Genomic DNA, 19,712 nt, shown 5'->3' on the forward strand with positions numbered 1-19,712 from the left:
CAAGGAACCGTCACCCAGGGCGAATTGGGGGCTTTTTTCCTTACGGCCGTGTAACGAACGACCGGGGATGCTTTACGAACGCGCTTTTGCGCCACGCGCCTTGAGCATGTCGGCCATCAACTGGATCTCCGACTGCTGCGCGTCCACCATCCCCTGCGCCAGCCGCTTCTCCACCCCCACCCGGCACTTCTCCACGCACCCCTCGGCCATGTGGATACCGCCCTTGTGGTGGTCCGTCATGAGCTGCAGGAAGAGCACCTCGGCGGGCTTGCCGCTCAGCGTGTTCAGCTTCTTCAGCTCGGTGTTGGTCGCCATCCCCGGCATCAGCGCGCCGTCCTTGCCGGACGCCATGTCACCCATGCCCATCCAGGTCATCGGCGGGTCCGCGGACACCTTCGGCAGCCCCCACAGGTCCAACCAGCCCAGCAGCATGCCCCGTTGATTGGCCTGCGTCTGCGCGATGTCGTATGCAAGGCGCCGCACCTCGACGTTCTTCGTACGGTCCCGCACGATGTACGACATCTCGACGGCCTGCTGGTGATGGACCGCCATGTCCCGCGCGAAGCCCGCGTCCGCCGAATCGGCCGTAGGAGCAGGGGAGTTGCTCGACCCGCCACCGTCCTCGGCGACCGCGTACGTGATCGCGCCGGCCGCGACGAGCGCCGTCGCCGCGGCCCCCGCGATCAGAGCCGCGGACCTCACTGCGACAGCCCGCCCGTGCACGCGGCGCCCGGCTCCGGTGTCTGACTGCCCTGCACGAACTTCTCGAAGAACGAGTTCACGGCCGGGTCGCTCGCGCTCTTCACGGTCCGCTGGTGCCCCCACGCCGACAGCATGATCGGGTCCTTCTGGCTGTCGTACGGGCTCATCAGCGAGTACGGCGTCGACTTCACCTTCGTCGCGAGCGCCTTCACGTCGGCCGCCGAGGCCTTCTTGTTGTACGTCACCCAGACCGCGCCGTGCTCCAGCGCGTGCACCGCGTTCTCGTCCTTGACGGACTTGGTGTAGACGTCGCCGTTGCAGTTCAGCCAGACCGGGTTGTGGTTGCCGCCGACCGGCGGGTGCATCGGGTAGTTCACCGTGCTGGTGACGTGGGTGCGGCCCAGCGTGCCCTTCCACGTGTTCACGCCGTCCGAGCCCGCGACGAAGTGCCCCGAAGCGGAGTTCTTCGAGTCGCTCGCCGAACCGTCCTTCTTGCCGGACTGCGCGTGCACGACCGCGACCCCGCCGACGACGAGACCGGCGACGACCACCGCGCTCGCCGCGATCTTCACGATCCGGGTGCGTCGCTCGCGGGACTGCTCGGCGCGCCGCATCTCCTCGATGCGGGCCTTGCGCGCCGCGGTACCGGTGTTCTTGGCGGAACCCATGCGATGTGTGTCCTTTTGGGGGAAGGGACGGGACTTGAGGGAGGGGACGGGACGGTCGGGACCTACTGATCGTAGTGGGGAGGAACACGTTCTCGTAGGCCGCCCACAGCAAAGTCAGGGGAACACCAGGGTCACCCCCGGACCAGGCATTACGAATGTCAGTCCGAGCAGGCAATATGGTCACCAGAGGGGCAACAGCGCAGGACACCCGCCGTACGCGAGCCGTTCAGCCCGAGGACGGCCTGCCGATCAAGGTCGGCAACGCGCACGAAATGGTGTTGTGGTGGGATGCTCAGGTGCCCGACCGCCTCCTGCGGTACGAGGACAGGCGGCCTGACCAGCAAGGATGGGGAAGCGGAAGATGGACAAGCAGCAGGAGTTCGTGCTCCGGACGTTGGAGGAGCGCGACATCCGGTTCGTACGGCTGTGGTTCACGGACGTGCTGGGCTTCCTCAAGTCCGTCGCCGTGGCCCCCGCCGAGCTGGAACAGGCCTTCGACGAGGGCATCGGCTTCGACGGCTCCGCGATCGAGGGCTTCGCCCGGGTCTACGAGTCGGACATGATCGCCAAGCCGGACCCCTCCACCTTCCAGGTCCTGCCGTGGCGCGCGGAGGCCCCCGGCACGGCCCGCATGTTCTGCGACATCCTCATGCCGGACGGCTCCCCGTCCTTCGCGGACCCGCGCTACGTGCTGAAGCGAGCCCTCGCCAAGACCTCCGACCTGGGCTTCACCTTCTACACCCACCCGGAGATCGAGTTCTTCCTCCTGAAGGACCGCCCCCTGGACGGCTCCCGCCCGACGCCGGCCGACAACTCCGGCTACTTCGACCACACCCCGCAGAACGTGGGCATGGACTTCCGCCGCCAGGCGATCACCATGCTGGAGTCGATGGGCATCTCGGTCGAGTTCTCCCACCACGAGGGCGCCCCGGGCCAGCAGGAAATTGATCTGAGGTACGCGGACGCACTGTCGACCGCGGACAACATCATGACGTTCCGCCTGGTCATGAAGCAGGTGGCGCTGGAGCAGGGCGTGCAGGCGACGTTCATGCCGAAGCCGTTCTCGGAACACCCGGGCAGCGGAATGCACACCCACCTGTCGTTGTTCGAGGGCGACCGGAACGCGTTCTACGAGTCCGGCTCGGAGTACCAGCTCTCCAAGGTCGGCCGCTCCTTCATCGCGGGCCTGCTGAAGCACGCGGGCGAGATCTCCGCCATCACCAACCAGTGGGTCAACTCCTACAAGCGCATCTGGGGCGGCTCCGAGCGCACCGCGGGCGCCGGTGGTGAGGCCCCCTCGTACATCTGCTGGGGCCACAACAACCGCAGCGCCCTGGTCCGCGTCCCGATGTACAAGCCCGGCAAGACCGGCTCCGCGCGCGTGGAGGTCCGCTCCCTGGACTCGGGCGCGAACCCGTACCTGGCCTACGCCCTCCTCCTGGCCTCCGGCCTCAAGGGCATCGAAGAGGGCTACGAACTCCCCCCGGGCGCCGAGGACGACGTCTGGGCCCTCTCCGACGCGGAACGCCGCGCGATGGGCATCGAGCCCCTGCCCCAGAACCTGGGCGAGGCCCTGACCCTGATGGAGCGCAGCGACCTCGTCGCCGAGACCCTGGGCGAGCACGTCTTCGACTTCTTCCTGCGCAACAAGCGGCAGGAGTGGGAGGAGTACCGCTCCGAGGTCACGGCGTTTGAGCTGCGGAAGAACCTGCCGGTGCTGTAGCCGGGGGCTTCATTTCCGCAGGCTCACTTGTCGGTCGGCAGCTTCGCGGTGATCGATCGGGCGGCCCCGGCCACCTTGTCGTCCGACACGGTGGCCGGGGCCGACGGCGTGCTCGTGGCGGTCGCGTAGGTCAACACCCAGGTCCGGGACCCCGCGTTCCACACGACGAAGGTGAGCTGCTGCTTCGACTGGGTCTGGTAGGCGGTTTCGCGGAACGCCTGTCGGCCCAGGGCGTCCACCGTGTCGACCTGTACGTCGCGCATGCCGGCCGAGGACGGGTTCGCGCTCAGATTGTGGGCGGCGGACAGTTCGGCGGCGTAGGTGCGGGACGCCGGGGTGAGGTTCAGCGTCGAGCGGCCGTCGGCGGAGGTGTAGTCGCAGACGTCCGGGGCGGCGCCCTTGTTGGGGCCGACCCGGGCCGCGAACCGGGCGTCGGGGACGATCCGCTGGGCGACGCCCGTGGTCAGGACGGTGCACAGCTGCGACGGCGGCAGCGTCCTCACCGAAGGTGTGGGGCTGGGCGCGGTGGTGGTGACAGTCGTAGCCGCGGCCGACTGGGTGGAGCGGGCGGTGCTGTCGCACGCGGCGAGCAGACCGCAGGCGAGCACGGTGAGCGAACCGGCGGCAGCACGGAAGAGACGACGACGCACGATCATGGGGATCAGGTCCTATGGGTCGGGCGGAGCGAGAAACGTTGAGACAGCCGAGGCACCTCGCCGAACGGCCAGGTGCCTCAGTGGAAGCGGAAGCCGACTGATCACTTCCAGACGTTGTACGTCCCGTAGTCGCTGACCTTGAGGTTGGTCGCCCAACTGCCCCAGCGCTCGTTCGGGGACCAGGTGTACTCGAACGCCTTGCCGTTCGGGTTGCTCGGGCTCGGCAGGCACTTCGCGCCGGTCGAGTGGTAGATGCCCTGGTAGACGCCCTGTGTCCAGCGGCGCTGCACGACCTGGATCGGCTGGGCGAACTGTCCCGGGCTCAGGTTGGTCGTGAAGGTGTACGAGGTGGTGGTGGAGCCGCTGCGGGTGTAGGAGGGGGTGATCTCATCGAGGAACGAGCCGACCTTGGGGATCGGGATCTTGATGCTGAGACCGACCGACGCCTGCCAGCCCGTCGTCTTCGACTGCTGCCAGGCGTAGGAGCAGCTCGGGACGTTCCACGGGCACTGGAACGTCGGGCCCCGCCATATCCAGTCCTGCCAGGTGTTGTTGGCCTGCTGCACGCTCACCGACTGCGTCTGGTGGTCGGTGGACCAGTTGCCGGCCATGTCGTGCGACGAGTTCTCCGAGTTCTGCAGGCACTCCTGGCCCGCCGCCGAGGCGACCCCGGGGGACACGAGCAGCACCATCGGTGCCAGCGCCAGCGTCGCCAGCCCCATCCACTTCTTGCTTGTCTTCTTCCGTGCGACCACGGAATCCCCACTACGGCGCGTGCCGGCGTTGACCGTCACCCTTGTCTCCTCTGCGTCGTGCGCCGGCAGCGAACGCCGGGCGTCTGACACCGAGATTCGACGCCGGGGAGTTGTTCGGACACCCGCCTCCCGGGGCCAATCAATTGCCTGACCTGCGGCTGCGGCATAGTTCACCCGCCCGTCACAGCGCCGTCGCACAGCTGTCGAGCGCTACCTCAGGAACGCCGGAGACACCGCCGCGCCGCTGATCCGCCGCGCCCTGCCCGAGCCGTCCGCCGGCACGCTGTACAGATCGGCGCCGTAGTCACCGGGCATGGCGTAGACGATCGTGTGGTCGTCGCGCCAGACGGCCTGGTCGTCGACGCTCCTCGGCTCCGCCAGTGATGTCTCGCGCATCGTGCGGAGGTCGAGGACGTACAGATGCCAAGGGGCGTCCTTCGGAAGGCCCTTCACGCGTTTCTTGTACGCGATGCGCGTGCCGTCGGGGGAGAGGGACGGGCATTCGACGTTGGTGTGGAGCGTGGTGACCGTCCGCGTGCGCAGGTCGCCCCGCACCAGATACGTGCTGCCCTTCGTCGCCAGCGTCGCGTAGAACGTGCGGTCGTCCGCCGCGAAGGTCACACCCCAGAAGTTGACGTCGGCGGACCGGTAGGCGTGGCCGTCCTTGAGGATGCGGAACGACTCCAACGTCGGGATCAGCTTCCCCGTCCTCGTGTTCACGATCGCCGCCCGCGTCGAGAAGTTCGTCCCCGCGTAAGAGTCGCCGCCCACAAAGGCGGTCCATGCCGCGAAGTGGCCCGTGGGGGAGACGCGGGCGCGGGAGGGGATGCCGGGGACGTCGTAACGGGCCGTCTCCTTGAGGTGGGCGTCGAGGATCAGCGCGCGGTACGTGTCCGTGACCGTGCCGTGGACCGCCTGGAGGCAGACCCCGGTGCCCGAACTGGCGTAGAAACGGAGGCACTTGAGGCCGGAGGCGGTGCGGGGACCGGAGGGGGTGGCGGCGGGGACCGTGGTGAGTTCGTCGCGGTGCGGGCCCCAGGCCATGTTGCGGAACACCATGGTGCCGGGCGCGGTGAGCGTGATCCTGCCCGCGGTGATCTTCGGGCCGCCGGGCTGGGTCTCGTTCCGTCGCTCGGACCGGGCCGACGCGTGCAGGACCGAGGCCACCGCCACTACGGCGAGTGCGGCTACGGCGGCGACGAGGACCAGGATGCGGTTGCGCAGGGTCATGGGGCAGGCTCCAGAACTGATCGGCCCGGGCGGAGTGTGAACGCGAACGCCGCGCAGACCGCCAGCGCCACCGCCGACGCCATGAGCGCCGTACGGTCGCCCCACAGCGTCCACGCCGCACCGAAGCCCAGCGAGCACACGAACCGTGCCGCCGCCTGGCCCGTCTGCACCAACGCGAGCCCCGACGACCGCAGTTGCTCCGGCACGCTGTCCGAGGCCGCCGCCATCAGCACGCCGTCGGTCGCCGCGTAGAAGGCGCCGTGCAGGAGGAGGACGGCGTAGGGGAGGGCCGTGCCGTGCCAGGAGGTCAGCAACAAGGCGTACGCCAGGAGTAGGGCTCCGTGGCCGCCGAGGAACACCCGCCAGCGGCCGACACGGTCCGCGAGCCGGCCCAGCGGTACGGCCAGGAGCAGGAACGCCGCCGCCGTGCCCACCGGCAGCAGCGCGAACCAGCGGTCGGGGACGCCGAGCCGCCGTTGCAGGAGTAGGTAGACGAAGGAGTCGCTGACCGTCGCGAGGCCGAGAAGGAGCGCGCAGACGGTGATACGGCGGAGGTCGCGGCGGGAGAGGAGGGCGAAGGCCGCGCGGAGGGTGGGGCGTACGGTCTTCTCTCCTACGGCCTTCTCACCCACGGCCTGTTCCCCTACGGCCCGTTCCCCTACGACCCTCTCCCGTACGGCTTTCTCCGTGCGGGGCGCGGCAGTTGACGACGACCCCGGTACGAACAGCACCAGCACCAGGACGCCGACCACCGCCACACAGAAGCTCACCGTGAACACCGCGTCGTAGCCGTCCACCGTCGCCCGGAGGATCAGGAACGCCACCAGCGGGCCGAGCAGCGCGCCCGCCGTGTCCATCGCGCGGTGTACCCCGAAGGCACGACCTCGGTTCTCCGGGGTGGAGGAGAGGGAGATCAGCGCGTCGCGCGGTGCGGTGCGCAGGCCCTTGCCCGTGCGGTCGGCGGCGAGGATCAGGCCGATGGGGGTGAGGGTGTGGGCCAGGAGGAGGAGCGGTTTGCAGGCCGCCGAGACGGCGTAACCGATGCCCGCGACCCACTTGTGCCGGCCGCCGCCCCGGTCGGCGAGGTGGCCGCCGGCCAGCCGGACGAGTGCCGAGAAGCCGTTGTAGATGCCGTCCAGGAGACCGAAGCCCAGGGGGGACAGGCCGAGGCCCGTCACCAGGTACAGGGGGAGGACCGCGGTCACCATCTCGGACGACACGTCGGTGATCAGGCTGACCGCGCCGAGGGCGAAGACGGTGGGGGTCACGGCGGCGGACACCCGCGAGGTACTACGGGCAATACCCGTAGTACCTCCGGCAATACCCGTAGTACTCCCGGCACTTGGGTCGGCGTCGGCGCGGCTGTCCGCCACGTACATCTCAGGGCGCCCAGATGCCGGTGATGTCGGCGGCCGAGGCCGCGTTGCCCGCGTGGGTGGTCAGGCCCTGGGAGTCCTCCAGGGTCCGCAGCAGGTTGTAGTGGTTGTACGTGGTCGAGGACGTGGCGCCCGCGGTCACCGGCTGGCCGTAGAAGACCGTCGGGATGCGGTTGCCGCTGAGCAGGTTGTCCTCGTCGAAGGTGACGACGAGCAGGCTGTTGTGGGTCTTGGCCCAAGTGGCGTACGCGCCAAGGTTGTTCTTGATCCAGGTGTCACCGGTCGCCACCGAGCAGTCGTGCATGTCGCTGCACAGGTTGGGGGTGACGAAGGAGATGTCGGGGAGGGCCGTGTAGTCCGTCGGGAACTGCGTGAACGTCTTCGCCGTGGACGTCGCGACGTTGGAGAATCCGAACCAAGGGTTGTGCTTACGCGCGTAGTTGCCGCTGCTGCACGTCGTCGAACCCTGGCTCGGCAGCGTCTCGTTGTAGCTCGCCCAGGTGCCGCCCGCCGCGGTCACCTCGGAGGCGAGGTTCGCGGCCGAGGAGAAGCCCGCCGTGTAGCAACTGTCGCCGGTGATGCCCTGGGTGGAGCCGGAGAACAGCGCGAAGTAGTTCGGCTGGCTCGGGTGGGTGATCCCGTACGACTGGGTGAGGGCGGCGCCGCCGGACGCGAGCGAGTTGATGTAGGGGGCACTGGAGGAGCCGATGACCTGGCTGTAGGCGTGGTTCTCCATCACGACCACGACGACGTGGTCCGGGGTCGGCACCCCGGTCGCGGCATGCGCGGTGGCAGCGGTGCCGAACCCGGTCCAGACCCCGACGGCGGCTGCCGAGAAGGCGAGCGCGGACGCCACGAGGGCGCGGCTGCGGCGGTACACGGAACCGCCGGGACTACCGGAACTGCTGGGACTACCGGAACTGCTGGGACCGCCGGACACTTCTTCACTGTCGGACACATCTACCTCCGGGTGGGGGGATGACGGGGGTGACGGTGCGAATTGAGCATGCACACGCCAAGATGCCCGCGCCCCACCGTTCCCAACCCGGAGGATGAAGAAGTGATGAACTACTGCTGGTGGTGAACCACTACTGCTGCAGATGGTGAACTCCTGCTGCAGCTGGTGAACTACTCCTGCAGCGCCGCCAGTTGAGCCAGCACCTGGTGCAGCGGCTCGGCGGCCCGCTTGCGGTACTCCTGGATCGCCCAGCCGTTCCCGTCCGGGTCCTTGAAGTACATGAACGTCGCCCCGTCCTGCGGCGCGAACTGCACAGGCTCGCTCACCTCGAGCCCGCGCGCGGTCAGCTCGTCGTAGGCCGCCTTCGCGTCCTGCACGCACAGCTGCATGCCGTGGTACGTCCCCGGCTGTGGCGCCCCGGTCGGGATCTGCAACCCGTCGACCAGCGCGATCGAACACCCGGACCCCGGCGGTGTGAGCTGCACGATCCGCACACCCTCCATCACCTCGCCGTCGAGATCGACATGGAAGCCGACCTTGTCGCGGTAGAACTCCTTGGCCCGGTCCACGTCCGAGACGGGCAGCACGATCACTTCGAGGGTCATGTCCATGGTTTGACTCCTTTGTCAGGCGGGTCGCTCGAACCGCCACCGCGTCTGGCTGAACGGCTCCCCCTTACCGAAGCCGAAAACCGTGCGCGGCGCCACAGAGAACACGAAAGCGCCGAACCGCCGGCCAGGGACCGCGCCCGGCGCGGGAACCCGTCGGCCGCCCGGTCAGACCGCCTCCGCCTCCGGGAACACGCGAGCCACCGCGGCGACGCGGCTGGAGACGCCGAGCCGGTTGAAGGCGTTCTCCAGATGCTTGCGGACGGTGCTGGTCGACACGACGAGCTGCTCGGCGATCTGCGGGGTGCTCATACCGCGGGCGACGCAGCGCAGGACGTCGAGTTCGCGACGGGTCAGCCGCACCGGGGAACGGTGTCGGAGGGCGGCTTCCTGGTAGAGGGCGTACAGGTGCGGGGCCAGCAGACCGAGCGTGGTCATCTCGTGGTCGTTGAACGGCTTCGGGTCCTTGCGGAAGAACTGGTAGACGCGGGTACGGCCCGGGGCGGTGGGCAGCGCGACGGCGGCGATGCACTTGAACGGGCGCAGGTGCTCCGTGTAGATCGGCAGGCGCACCAGCTCGCGCAGGGACATGAAGTCGGTCATCTGCGTGACCTGGGGGCTGGTGTGCACCCGCGCGACCTCCACACACTGAAGATGCTGGTGCCGCCAGCGCCAGTAGCCCTCCAGCGTCGCGTCGCCGCCCACGTCGCCCCAGTCGTCGTACGGCGTCTCCTGCTCGTTGACGTGGATGCGGGTCGGGACGTCCAGCTCGGAGAAGCAGGCGCAGTCGCAGGGCACCAGACGTTGCAGACCGAGCAGCAGGGACTCCGGCGGTACGGCGTCGGAGGTGTCCTGCCTGGCCTCGTCCAGGAGGTCCGCCATCCGCCGCAGATGGACCTCGGCTGTCGTGAACGGTGGGGTCATGGCAGCCTCCCGGTGGCCGGTTCTCGCCTGTCGCGAATCTACGCCCGGCCGGGTCGCGGAGCGCCGGAGATTCGTCAAATGCCGAATGGGTTACGCCCGTTGATGCGCGCACTGTCGACTCAGGCGGCCGCTCCGGCCGCGCAGGACACGGAGGCAGCTCATGCGTTCCCATCCACGCCACCCACGCCACCCACGCCATCCACGCATCCATGACGGACGCGCCCACCCACGCCCCTATCGCGCCGCGGCCCTCGTCGCGGGCGCCGCCGCCCTCACCACCACCCTGCTCGCCACCGGCTGTTCCGGCCCGGCCGCCACCACAGCGGCGCAGGACACCACCTTCGACGCCGTCGCCTTCCGGCTCGGCCCCCGCGGCGATGTCCAGCTCTCCGGACCCTCCCGTACGGCGATCACGCCGGCCGGGTCCTACCCGGTCACCGCGGGCCGCGCCCACCCCTTCACCCGGCCCGCCGGCTCGCTGCTGGTGGTGCTGCGGCACTGGCCGGACACCGGGACGGAGCGGGTCTCGCGCGGGCGGGCACGCCGGATGCCGCCCCTGGAGGAGGCCGCGGTCGAGACCGGGTTCCTCGTCGACACCGAGGACTGGGTGCGGGCCGAGCTCGACGGACATCCGTTGCAGTGGCTGCGCCGCGCCACGCTCCGGATCGACACCACGAACACCGCCGCCGGAGACCTCGCCCGGCTCACCCTGTCCGGACCGCACGGGGGTCGGCCCGGACAGCCCACGCCGCCGCCCGACGACGGGGCCTGCGCACGGCTCGACCGCTGGACCGACCGCAGCGTGGTCCTCCCGGCGGTGGAGGCAGGCACGACTGTCGGGACCGCACTCGCCAGGCTCCGGAAGCAGTGCCTCGACGTCCAGTACGCCTCCCTGCCCGGCACCGGGCGGCGCGGCACGGTCTCCCGCGCCCTGATTCCGCTTGCCGGACGCCCGGACTCCGCGGTGGTGCTGCCGTCGGACGGCGGCCCCGGCGGGCCGGGCGACACGGTGCTGGTGGATCCGGCCCGCCCCGCCACCCTGGTGGTGGCCCGCTGAAACCCCTCTCCCGCCCCGGCGCTTCTGTCAGCGTCTCCGGTTAGGCTCGGCCAAACGACCTTGATCCGAGGGAGGCCGAGGATGACGACGCTGGGGCGCAGGAGCAGCACCTTCACGCGACTGCTGCGGCACGGCTTCACCGATCCCTCGGCCGCCGAGCGGCTCCTGGAGAGTGCGGAGCTGGCGCCGATAAGGAACGACCCGGTCCTGCTGGAGGCCCTGGGCGCCACCGCCGACCCCGACCTGGCCCTTCAGGGTCTGGTACGGCTGCTGGAGGCGCAGCCCGAGGACACTCCCCGCCGCGAGCTGCTGGACACCCTGATCGCGGCGAAGCCCTTGCGCGACCGGCTGCTCGGCGTCCTCGGTGCCTCCGCCGCCCTGGGGGATCACCTCGCCCGGCATCCGCGCGACTGGCACGCCCTCGTGATGTACGAGCCGCGTGACCTCCACCCCGGGGTGGAGGAGTTCGAGCGCGGGCTCGCCGAGGCCACCGACCCGGTCGCCCTGCGCGTCGCCTACCGCCGCTGCCTGCTGTCCATCGCCGCCCGTGACGTGTGCGGCACCACCGACCTCGCGCAGACCGCCGCCGAACTCGCCGACCTCGCGACCGCCACCCTCCGCGCAGCCCTTGCCATCGCGAGCGCCGCCGCACCCGACGACGCCGCGCTGTGCCGGCTCGCGGTGATCGCGATGGGCAAGTGCGGTGGCCACGAGCTGAATTACGTCTCCGACGTCGACGTCATCTTCGTCGGTGAAGCCGCCGAGGGCGCGGACGAGGGCAAGGCGGTCCGCGCGGCCACCAAGCTCGCCGCGCACATGATGCGGATCTGCTCCGAGACCACCGTCGAGGGCTCCATCTGGCCCGTCGACGCCAACCTCCGCCCCGAGGGCCGCAACGGTCCGCTGGTCCGCACCCTCGCCAGCCACCTCGCCTACTACCAACGCTGGGCCAAGACCTGGGAGTTCCAGGCCCTGCTCAAGGCCCGCCCGGTGGCCGGCGACCTCGCGCTCGGCGCGGAGTACGTCGACGCGCTCGAACCCCTCGTGTGGAAGGTGGCCGAGCGCGAGAACTTCGTCACCGACGTGCAGAAGATGCGCCGCCGGGTCGTCGAGAACATCCCCGTCACCGAGATCGACCGCGAACTGAAACTCGCCCCCGGCGGACTCCGGGACGTCGAATTCGCCGTCCAGCTCCTCCAGTTGGTGCACGGCCGCGCCGACACCTCGTTGCGCAGCGGCACCACGCTCGTCGCCCTTGAGGCCCTCGCCGCCGGCGGTTATGTCGGCCGCGAGGACGCCGCCCGCCTCGACGACGCCTACCGCTTCCTGCGCACGATGGAACACCGCATCCAGCTCTACCGCTTGCGCCGCACCCACCTGGTCCCCGTCGAGGAGGCCGACCTGCGCCGCCTCGGCCGCTCGATGGGCCTGCGCACCGACCCGGTCGCCGAGTTGAACCGCGAGTGGAAGCGGCACGCGACCGTCGTACGACGCCTGCACGAGAAACTCTTCTACCGCCCGCTCCTCGACGCGGTCGCCCAACTCGCCCCCGGCGAGACCAGGTTGAGCCCGCAGGCGGCCCGCGAACGGCTGGTCGCCCTCGGCTACATCGACCCGGCGGCGGCCCTCCGTCACATCGAGGCCCTCGCCTCCGGCGTCACCCGCAAGGCCGCCATCCAACGCACCCTGCTGCCCGTCCTGTTGGGTTGGTTCGCGGATTCCGCAGACCCGGACGCGGGCCTCCTCAACTTCCGCAAGGTGTCCGACGCGCTCGGCAAAACCCCTTGGTACCTACGGCTGTTGAGGGACGAGGGCGCCGCCGCCGAGAACCTCGCCCGCGTCCTCTCCGCCGGCCGGCTCGCCCCCGACCTCCTCATGCGCGCCCCCGAAGCGGTCGCCCTCCTCGGTGACGGCGACGGTGGCAGCGGCCTCGAACCCCGCGAACGCGCCCACTTGGACCAGGAGATCCTGGCCGCGGTCGGCCGCGCCGACGACGCCGACCAGGCGGTCACCTTCGCCCGGGGCGTCCGCCGCCGTGAACTCTTCCGTACGGCCGCCTTCGACATCGTCGGCTCCTACGGCACCGAGACCCAGCCCGTCGAGGCCGACCAGGGCGCCCTCGTCGACCGGGTCGGGGGCGCCGTCTCCGACCTGACCGCCGCGACCCTCGCCGGCACGTTGCGCGCGGTGGTCCGCGCGGGCTGGGGCGACACCCTCCCCACCCGCTTCGCCGTCATCGGCATGGGCCGCTTCGGCGGCCACGAACTGGGCTACGGCTCCGACGCGGATGTCCTGTTCGTGCACGAACCCCGCGAGGGTGTGCCCGAGCGCGAGGCCTCCGAGGCGGCGAACAAGGTCGTCTCCGAGATGCGCCGACTGCTTCAGGTGGCCAGCTCGGATCCGCCGCTGCTGATCGACGCGGATCTCCGTCCGGAGGGCAAGTCGGGCCCGCTTGTACGGTCGTTGAACTCCTACGAGGCGTACTACCGCCGGTGGTCGCTGGTCTGGGAGTCGCAGGCGTTGCTGCGGGCCGAACCTGTCGCCGGGGACGAGGAGTTGGGGCGACGGTTCATCGAGCTGATCGATCCTCTGCGGTATCCGGCGGAGGGGCTCGGTGATGACGCGGTCCGTGAGATTCGGCGGCTGAAGGCTCGGATGGAGTCGGAGCGGTTGCCTCGTGGCGCGGATCCGACTCTGCACACCAAGCTGGGGCGTGGGGGGCTCTCCGACGTCGAGTGGACCGTGCAGCTCATGCAGTTGCAGCACGGGTGGGCTGAGCCGGGGTTGCGTACGACGCGTACGCGGGCGGGGCTTGCGGCGGCTTGTGCGGCTGAGCTGATTTCCGTTGAGGACGCTTCGATACTGGATGAGGCTTGGGTGTTGGCCACGCGGGTTCGTAATGCGGTGATGTTGGTGCGGGGGCGGGCGGGCGACACGTTTCCGTCCGATCCGCGTGAACTGGCTGCCGTGGGGCGGTACTTGGGGTATGGGCCCGGGCATGTGGGGGACATGCTGGATGACTATCGGCGTACTACTCGTAGGGCGCGGGGTGTGGTGGACGTGCTGTTCTACGGGGCCTGAGAGTTGCTTTTCGGCTGACGGGCCGGTGGGGGCTGGTCGCGCAGTTCCCCGCGCCCCAAAGGGGCGCGGTGCTGTGTCGATATGCGGCTCCGCCGCGCGGGCGCGACCAGCCACGACGGCGCGGCACCGGAACGACGCAGCGCGGCCCCGCGGCGCAGCCGCATATCCACGCAGCCGGCGGAGCGTTCACGCCCCCCTCGCCCCCCGTACCCCCACCGTCCTCGGCAAGGCGTACGGGAACGCGCCGTACCAGAGGCGGGAGACCGTGAAGCCGAAGCTCAGGCAGAGCATGCCGCCGACCGCGTCGAGCCAGAAGTGGTTGGCCGTGGAGACGATGACCATCAGGGTCAGCGCCGGGTACAACAGGCCCAGGATGCGGACCCAGGGGAGTTTCGCCAGGGTGAAGATCGTCAGGCCGCACCACAGGGACCAGCCGATGTGCATGGACGGCATCGCGGCGTACTGGTTCGACATGTGTTTCAGGTCGCCGGACGCCATCGAACCCCAGGTCTGGTGGACCATGACCGTGTCGACGAAGTGGCTGCCGTTCATGAGGCGCGGCGGGGCCAGCGGGAAGAAGTAGTAGCCGACCAGGGCCACGGCCGTCGTCGCGAAGAGGACGAGGCGGGACGCCGCGTACCGGCCCGGATGACTGCGGAACAGCCACACCAGGACACCCAGCGTGACCACGAAGTGCAGTGTGGCGTAGTAGTAGTTCATGCCTACGATCAGCCAAGTCACCGAATTCACGGCATGGTTGACCGACTGCTCGACGGCGATGCCGAGATGGTGCTCGACGCGCCAGATCCAGTCGGCGTTGCGCAGTGCCTGGCCCCGCTGTTCCGGAACCGCGTTGCGGATCTGTGAGTACGTCCAGTAACTCACCGCGATCAGCAGGATCTCGAACCACAGCCGGGGCCGGCGCGGAGTGCGCAACCGGCGCAGAAAACCCTGCCCCGCGGCGTCCGCGACGGGGCTCGGAACGGCTTCTTCACGGCCTTCCAATGTCGTCACGGTGGTCTCACCCATAGACATGAAGTCTGCCAGAAAAGGCTTCCGCGACCGATCATCCCTTGGTCGGGTCCGGCTCGCATGTTCTACGACGAGAAGAGGCCTCGGACTACTACCAGCGCACGGGACGCGGTCGCGTTTCCTCCCCCTTGGGGATGATTTAGGGACGCTTCCGGTCCCCGGGTGCCGAAGCCGTCGAACCACGCACCACCAGCTCCGGCATGAACACGAACTCACTGTGCGGCGCGGGCGTCCCGCCGATCTCCTCCAGCAGCGTCCGCACCGCCGCCTGTCCCATCGCCGGCACCGGCTTGCGGATCGTCGTCAGGGGCGGATCGGTGAACGCGATCAGGGGGGAGTCGTCGAAACCGACCACCGAGACGTCCTTGGGTACGTCGAGACCGCGCTGTCGGGCCGCCCGGATCGCACCGAGCGCCATCATGTCGCTCGCGCACACCACCGCCGTGCACTCGCGGTCGATCAGCGCGGCGGCGGCGGCCTGCCCGCCCTCCAGCGTGTACAGCGAGTGCTGGACCAGCCGGGTCTCCACATCGTCGGCGGTCAGGGCCAGTTGGTCCTGCATCGCGCGGACGAAGCCCTCGATCTTGCGTTGTACGGGTACGAACCGCTTGGGGCCGAGGGCCAGTCCGATGCGGGTGTGGCCGAGCGAGACGAGGTGCGTGACGGCGAGGATCATCGCCGCGCGGTCGTCGGGGGAGATGAACGGCGCCTGCACCTTCGGCGAGAAGCCGTCCACGAGCACGAACGGCACGCCCTGCGCCCGGAGTTGCTCGTAGCGCTGCATGTCGGCGGAGGTGTCCGCGTGCAGTCCGGAGACGAAGATGATGCCCGCGACCCCGCGGTCGACGAGCATCTCGGTCAGCTCGTCCTCCGTGGACCCGCCCGGGGTCTGGGTGGCGAGCACCGGGGTGTAGCCCTGCCGGGTCAGCGCCTGGCCGATGACCTGCGCCAGGGCGGGGAATATCGGGTTCTCCAACTCCGGTGTTATCAGGCCCACCAGGCCCTCGCTGCGCTGCCGCAGCCGTACCGGACGTTCGTAGCCGAGCACGTCGAGCGCGGCGAGGACGGACTGACGGGTGGTGGCGGCGACGCCAGGCTTGCCGTTGAGGACGCGGCTGACGGTCGCTTCGCTCACCCCCGCCTGGGCGGCGATGTCGGCAAGCCGTGTGGTCACGGGAGTGGACTGTACCGGCCGTCGGCGCGCTGCGGGTTGCTGCGTCATCGCGATCCCTTGTGTTCTGGCCGGCTTCTGGTCGGCGTACGGCATGCGGCAAGAGCTTGCAGAGTCTTGCACAAGTGTCCCCCTGCCCGCTCAGCCGCACCAGTACTGGGTTTCGCGGGGGTCGAGGAGAGGTCACGGACGGGTAACTCTCAGACCGTCTTGCAGTTTTTTGCAGCAAGGACTTTCGCCGCGCTTGCATCGCTGTTACGTTCGGCGACGCCCGGCGGACGCAACGGCGCAGTCGGCAAGTCGACAGGGTGGCGGACGGGACCGCCGCCCTGCACCTCACGGGCTTTCACCCTCAAGGAGAACTCATGCGGCGTGGCATAGCGGCCACCGCGCTGGTGGCGTCCATCGCCCTCGCGGCGACGGCCTGCGGCGGCAGTGACAGTGACAGCGGCAAGTCCGACGGGCCCGTCACCATCACCTGGTGGGACACCTCGAACGCCACCAATGAGGCACCCACGTACAAGGCCCTGATCGCCAAGTTCCAGGCGGCCAACAAGAACATCAAGGTCAAGTACGTCAACGTGCCCTTCGACCAGGCGCAGAACAAGTTCGACACCGCCGCCGGCTCCAAGGGCGCCCCGGACGTGCTGCGTTCCGACGTCGGCTGGACCCCCGCCTTCGCGAAGAAGGGCTACTTCCTGCCGCTCGATGGCACCGAAGCCCTCGCCGACCAGGCCAAGTTCAAGCCGAACCTGATCACGCAGGCCCAGTACGAGGGCAAGACGTACGGCGTGCCGCTGGTCACCGACACCCTGGCCCTCGTCTACAACAAGGCCCTCTTCAAGCAGGCCGGCATCACCCAAGCGCCCACCACCTGGGCCGAGTTGAAGGCCGACGCCGCGAAGGTCAAGGCCAAGACCAAGGTCGACGGCTACTGGGGCTCCACCCAGGCCTACTACGCGCAGACCTTCCTCTACGGCGAGGGCACCGACACCGTCGACTCCTCCGCGAAGAAGATCACCGTGGACTCCGCCGCCGCGAAGAAGGGCTACGGCACCTGGCTGAGCCTCTTCTCCGGCACCGGCCTGCACAAGGCCGACACCACCGCGGACGCCTACGCCCACATCCAGGACGCGTTCGTCACCGGCAAGGTCGCCGCGATCATCCAGGGCCCGTGGGAGATCACGAACTTCTACAAGGGCTCGGCCTTCAAGGACAAGTCCAACCTCGGCATCGCCACGGTCCCGGCCGGTTCCAGCGGCAAGTCCGGTGCCCCGACCGGCGGTCACAACCTCTCGGTCTACGCCGGCTCGGACTCCGCGCACCAGAAGGCGTCCCTGAAGTTCCTGAACTTCATGACCTCGGCCGCCTCCCAGACGACGATCGCCCTGAAGAACTCGACGCTGCCGACCCGCGACGACGCCTACACCGCCGCGGTCAAGGCCGACCCGGGCATCGCCGGCTACCAGAGCGTGCTCGGCTCCGCCCAGCCGCGCCAGGCGCTCGCCGAGTACAGCTCCCTCTGGAACCCGCTGGACACCGAACTGCCCAAGATCGCCGGCGGCAAGGAGTCCCTCGACAAGGGCCTGAGCAACGCCGAGTTGGCGATCGCCAAGCTGGTCCCGGACTTCAGCAAGTAGCCCCGCACGGCCGTCGGATCCGCCGGATCAGGAACTGGGGGGACGGATCCGACGGCCATCGGCACGCGCCGCCGTAGCCCGCGAACTCGCCGTACCCGCTTGCGAACTCGCCGTACCCGCTTGAACTTCCAGAAGGTCTTCCAGAAGGTGTCGAACGAACCATGACAGTCGCCATCGACCGCGCGACCGGCAAGCGCCACGGTGACCGCGCCCCCCGACCCGGCCCCGGCAGCCGCCTCAAGTTCGCCTACCAGAAGCACTGGTACGCGTACGCGATGATCATCCCCGTGGTCGTCGTGCTCGGCGTCCTCGTGCTCTACCCCCTGGCGTACGGCCTGTACTTGACGCTCACGGACGCCAACAGCCTCAACACCGCGCGCACGATCGGCGTCAACCACATCGACGCCACCTACAAGTTCATCGGGCTCGACAACTACAAGGACATCCTGTTCGGCCCGACGTCGTACGACCGCTTCTGGTCGCACTTCATCTGGACGATCGTCTGGACCGCGCTCTGCGTCGCCCTCCACTACACGGTGGGCCTCGCGCTGGCGCTGCTGCTGAACCAGAAACTGCGCGGCCGCACCCTGTACCGCCTGATCCTGATCCTGCCGTGGGCCGTCCCCACCTTCGTCACGGTCTTCGGCTGGCGCTTCATGCTCGCCGACAGCGGCATCATCAACTCCGCGCTGCACAGCCTGCATCTGCCCCAGCCCGACTGGCTGGAGGACACCTTCTGGCAGCGGTTCGCCGCCATCATGGTCAACACCTGGTGCGGTGTGCCGTTCATGATGGTCTCGCTGCTCGGCGGCCTCCAGTCCATCGACACCTCGCTCTACGAGGCCGCCGAGATGGACGGCGCGAGCCCCTGGCAGCGCTTCCGCTACGTCACGCTCCCGGGCCTCAGATCGGTCAGCTCCACCGTCGTACTCCTCGGTGTGATCTGGACCTTCAACCAATTCGCCGTGATCTTCCTGCTGTTCGGCAACACCGCGCCCGACGCCCAGATCCTGGTCACCTGGTCGTACTTCCTCGGCTTCGGCCAACAGCCGCGCGAATTCGCCCAGTCGGCCGCCTACGGCATCCTGCTGCTGGCCATCCTGATCGTCTTCACCTCCTTCTACCGCCGCTGGCTGAACCGCAATGACCAACAGCTCGCGATCTGAGGCAGGAGTCCCCATGAGCACCACGACACCACCGCAACGGACCCGCCGCCGGGGCGAGTTGAGCCGCGCCGGCGCCCTCGGCTCGCACGGCATCCTGATCGTCGCGAGCCTGATCGCGCTCTTCCCGATCGCCTGGCTGGTCTTCCTCTCCCTCGGCCCGGACTCGGACGACTATCTCCACCCGGCCGGCATCTGGAAGAAGATGACGTTCGACAACTACTCGTTCGTCCTCCAACACACCGGATTCTTCGACTGGTTGAAGAGCTCGCTGATCGTCTCGCTGGGCACCACGGTCATCGGCGTGACCATCGCCGCGAGCACCGGCTACGCGGTGTCGCGCATGCGCTTCCCCGGCTACCGGAAGTTCATGTGGGTGCTGCTGGTCACCCAGATGTTCCCGATAGCGGTACTCATCGTGCCGATGTACCAGATTCTGGCCGACCTGCAGCTCATCGACAGCTACCTTGGTCTCATCCTCGTCTACTGCTCGACCGCCGTGCCCTACTGCGCCTGGCTGCTCAAGGGCTACTTCGACACGATCCCGTTCGAGATCGACGAGGCCGGACGCGTCGACGGGCTGAACCCCTTCGGCACGTTCCTGCGACTGATCCTGCCGCTCGCCAAGCCGGGCCTGGCGGTCGCCGCGTTCTACAGCTTCCTCACGGCCTTCGGCGAGGTCGCGTTCGCCTCGACGTTCATGCTGTCCGACACGAAGTACACGTTCGCGGTCGGCCTGCAGACGTTCGTGAGCGAACACGACGCGCAACGCAACCTGATGGCCGCGACGGCAGTGTTGATCGCGATACCGGTGGCTGCGTTCTTCTACCTGGTACAGAAGAACCTGGTAACCGGCCTGACGGCAGGCGGCACCAAGGGCTAAAAACGCCGGTGACGGGGGCGCCCCAAAGGGGCGCGGGGCTGTGTCGATTTGCGGCTCCGCCGCGGGGCGCGCCCAGCCCCCACCC

At 69.0% G+C, this 19,712-nt stretch carries 17 protein-coding genes and 1 pseudogene; 6 read left to right on the forward strand and 12 right to left on the reverse strand.

Annotated elements, in window-relative coordinates; all coding sequences use genetic code 11:
* Window positions 1-72: 72 nt before the first annotated feature.
* Both SPR02S_RS51145 and SPR02S_RS51150 read right to left on the reverse strand, forming a co-directional pair.
* A complete protein-coding gene (locus SPR02S_RS51145) occupies window positions 73-702 on the reverse strand; it encodes a DUF305 domain-containing protein (RefSeq protein WP_026151658.1) in 630 nt (209 codons plus the stop codon).
* Window positions 699-1,370, reverse strand: coding sequence for a thioredoxin-like domain-containing protein (locus SPR02S_RS51150; RefSeq protein WP_019064819.1), 672 nt, complete (start codon window positions 1,368-1,370; stop codon window positions 699-701). Before SPR02S_RS51150 ends, SPR02S_RS51145 begins: the two co-directional genes overlap by 4 nt.
* 361 nt (window positions 1,371-1,731) lie before the next feature.
* On the opposite strand from SPR02S_RS51150, the gene glnA2 reads away from it, so the two are divergent.
* The gene (glnA2, locus tag SPR02S_RS51155; RefSeq protein ID WP_019064820.1) at window positions 1,732-3,093 is read left to right on the forward strand and encodes a gamma-glutamylpolyamine synthetase GlnA2; all 1,362 of its coding nucleotides are present in this window, start codon (window positions 1,732-1,734) and stop codon (window positions 3,091-3,093) included.
* 23 nt (window positions 3,094-3,116) lie between these two features.
* Here glnA2 and SPR02S_RS51160 read toward each other — a convergent pair whose 3' ends face one another.
* The 8 genes and pseudogenes from SPR02S_RS51160 to SPR02S_RS51190 form a co-directional block, all read right to left on the reverse strand.
* Complete coding sequence (locus SPR02S_RS51160) at window positions 3,117-3,749, reverse strand: hypothetical protein (RefSeq protein ID WP_019064821.1); 633 nt, start codon at window positions 3,747-3,749, stop codon at window positions 3,117-3,119.
* 101 nt (window positions 3,750-3,850) lie between these two features.
* Window positions 3,851-4,543 (reverse strand): hypothetical protein, encoded by a 693-nt coding sequence (locus SPR02S_RS51165; protein WP_019064822.1) that lies wholly within the window; start codon window positions 4,541-4,543, stop codon window positions 3,851-3,853.
* Between the two features lie 171 nt (window positions 4,544-4,714).
* Window positions 4,715-5,734 (reverse strand): TolB family protein, encoded by a 1,020-nt coding sequence (locus SPR02S_RS51170; RefSeq protein WP_019064823.1) that lies wholly within the window; start codon window positions 5,732-5,734, stop codon window positions 4,715-4,717.
* Complete coding sequence (locus SPR02S_RS51175; RefSeq protein WP_078623265.1) at window positions 5,731-7,113, reverse strand: MFS transporter; 1,383 nt, start codon at window positions 7,111-7,113, stop codon at window positions 5,731-5,733. The genes SPR02S_RS51170 and SPR02S_RS51175 overlap by 4 nt, the downstream gene beginning before the upstream one ends.
* A gap of 1 nt (window position 7,114) precedes the next feature.
* On the reverse strand, window positions 7,115-7,990 hold the full coding sequence (locus SPR02S_RS51180) for an alkaline phosphatase family protein (protein ID WP_019064825.1): 876 nt from the start codon (window positions 7,988-7,990) through the stop codon (window positions 7,115-7,117).
* Window positions 7,991-8,238: 248 nt separating this feature from the next.
* A complete protein-coding gene (locus SPR02S_RS51185) occupies window positions 8,239-8,679 on the reverse strand; it encodes a VOC family protein (protein ID WP_019064826.1) in 441 nt (146 codons plus the stop codon).
* A 15-nt stretch (window positions 8,680-8,694) separates the two neighbouring features.
* A pseudogene (locus tag SPR02S_RS65470) lies at window positions 8,695-8,790 on the reverse strand (pyridoxamine 5'-phosphate oxidase family protein); the annotation flags it as partial.
* Window positions 8,791-8,844: 54 nt separating this feature from the next.
* The gene (locus tag SPR02S_RS51190; protein ID WP_026151659.1) at window positions 8,845-9,600 is read right to left on the reverse strand and encodes a helix-turn-helix domain-containing protein; all 756 of its coding nucleotides are present in this window, start codon (window positions 9,598-9,600) and stop codon (window positions 8,845-8,847) included.
* A 160-nt stretch (window positions 9,601-9,760) separates the two neighbouring features.
* Between SPR02S_RS51190 and SPR02S_RS51195 the strand changes: the two genes are divergently transcribed.
* On the forward strand, window positions 9,761-10,657 hold the full coding sequence (locus tag SPR02S_RS51195; RefSeq protein ID WP_019064827.1) for a hypothetical protein: 897 nt from the start codon (window positions 9,761-9,763) through the stop codon (window positions 10,655-10,657).
* A gap of 81 nt (window positions 10,658-10,738) precedes the next feature.
* Window positions 10,739-13,738, forward strand: a complete 3,000-nt coding sequence (locus tag SPR02S_RS51200; protein WP_019064828.1) for a bifunctional [glutamine synthetase] adenylyltransferase/[glutamine synthetase]-adenylyl-L-tyrosine phosphorylase — start codon at window positions 10,739-10,741, stop codon at window positions 13,736-13,738.
* Window positions 13,739-13,924: 186 nt separating this feature from the next.
* Here SPR02S_RS51200 and SPR02S_RS51205 read toward each other — a convergent pair whose 3' ends face one another.
* Together SPR02S_RS51205 and SPR02S_RS51210 are read right to left on the reverse strand one after the other, a co-directional pair.
* Window positions 13,925-14,767, reverse strand: coding sequence for a phosphatase PAP2 family protein (locus SPR02S_RS51205; RefSeq protein ID WP_019064829.1), 843 nt, complete (start codon window positions 14,765-14,767; stop codon window positions 13,925-13,927).
* A gap of 142 nt (window positions 14,768-14,909) precedes the next feature.
* Complete coding sequence (locus SPR02S_RS51210; protein WP_019064830.1) at window positions 14,910-15,944, reverse strand: LacI family DNA-binding transcriptional regulator; 1,035 nt, start codon at window positions 15,942-15,944, stop codon at window positions 14,910-14,912.
* A gap of 362 nt (window positions 15,945-16,306) precedes the next feature.
* Between SPR02S_RS51210 and SPR02S_RS51215 the strand changes: the two genes are divergently transcribed.
* From SPR02S_RS51215 to SPR02S_RS51225, 3 genes are all read left to right on the forward strand, one after another.
* A complete protein-coding gene (locus SPR02S_RS51215; protein ID WP_019064831.1) occupies window positions 16,307-17,581 on the forward strand; it encodes an extracellular solute-binding protein in 1,275 nt (424 codons plus the stop codon).
* Window positions 17,582-17,742: 161 nt separating this feature from the next.
* Window positions 17,743-18,747, forward strand: coding sequence for a carbohydrate ABC transporter permease (locus tag SPR02S_RS51220; protein ID WP_019064832.1), 1,005 nt, complete (start codon window positions 17,743-17,745; stop codon window positions 18,745-18,747).
* A 13-nt stretch (window positions 18,748-18,760) separates the two neighbouring features.
* Window positions 18,761-19,627, forward strand: a complete 867-nt coding sequence (locus SPR02S_RS51225; RefSeq protein WP_019064833.1) for a sugar ABC transporter permease — start codon at window positions 18,761-18,763, stop codon at window positions 19,625-19,627.
* Window positions 19,628-19,712 lie beyond the last annotated feature (85 nt).

The organism is Streptomyces prunicolor NBRC 13075, assembly GCF_000367365.1.
Taxonomy (GTDB): domain Bacteria; phylum Actinomycetota; class Actinomycetes; order Streptomycetales; family Streptomycetaceae; genus Streptomyces; species Streptomyces prunicolor.

What these genes read in the sequence shown, in the direction of transcription:
- SPR02S_RS51150 (WP_019064819.1), bottom strand. Translation starts at nt 1,370, where the DNA reads ATGGGTTCCGCCAAGAACACCGGTACCGCGGCGCGCAAGGCCCGCATC.
- glnA2 (WP_019064820.1), top strand. Translation starts at nt 1,732, where the DNA reads ATGGACAAGCAGCAGGAGTTCGTGCTCCGGACGTTGGAGGAGCGCGAC.
- SPR02S_RS51160 (WP_019064821.1), bottom strand. Translation starts at nt 3,749, where the DNA reads ATGATCGTGCGTCGTCGTCTCTTCCGTGCTGCCGCCGGTTCGCTCACC.
- SPR02S_RS51170 (WP_019064823.1), bottom strand. Translation starts at nt 5,734, where the DNA reads ATGACCCTGCGCAACCGCATCCTGGTCCTCGTCGCCGCCGTAGCCGCA.
- SPR02S_RS51175 (WP_078623265.1), bottom strand. Translation starts at nt 7,113, where the DNA reads ATGTACGTGGCGGACAGCCGCGCCGACGCCGACCCAAGTGCCGGGAGT.
- SPR02S_RS51185 (WP_019064826.1), bottom strand. Translation starts at nt 8,679, where the DNA reads ATGGACATGACCCTCGAAGTGATCGTGCTGCCCGTCTCGGACGTGGAC.
- SPR02S_RS51190 (WP_026151659.1), bottom strand. Translation starts at nt 9,600, where the DNA reads ATGACCCCACCGTTCACGACAGCCGAGGTCCATCTGCGGCGGATGGCG.
- SPR02S_RS51195 (WP_019064827.1), top strand. Translation starts at nt 9,761, where the DNA reads ATGCGTTCCCATCCACGCCACCCACGCCACCCACGCCATCCACGCATC.
- SPR02S_RS51200 (WP_019064828.1), top strand. Translation starts at nt 10,739, where the DNA reads ATGACGACGCTGGGGCGCAGGAGCAGCACCTTCACGCGACTGCTGCGG.
- SPR02S_RS51205 (WP_019064829.1), bottom strand. Translation starts at nt 14,767, where the DNA reads ATGGGTGAGACCACCGTGACGACATTGGAAGGCCGTGAAGAAGCCGTT.
- SPR02S_RS51215 (WP_019064831.1), top strand. Translation starts at nt 16,307, where the DNA reads ATGCGGCGTGGCATAGCGGCCACCGCGCTGGTGGCGTCCATCGCCCTC.
- SPR02S_RS51220 (WP_019064832.1), top strand. Translation starts at nt 17,743, where the DNA reads ATGACAGTCGCCATCGACCGCGCGACCGGCAAGCGCCACGGTGACCGC.
- SPR02S_RS51225 (WP_019064833.1), top strand. Translation starts at nt 18,761, where the DNA reads ATGAGCACCACGACACCACCGCAACGGACCCGCCGCCGGGGCGAGTTG.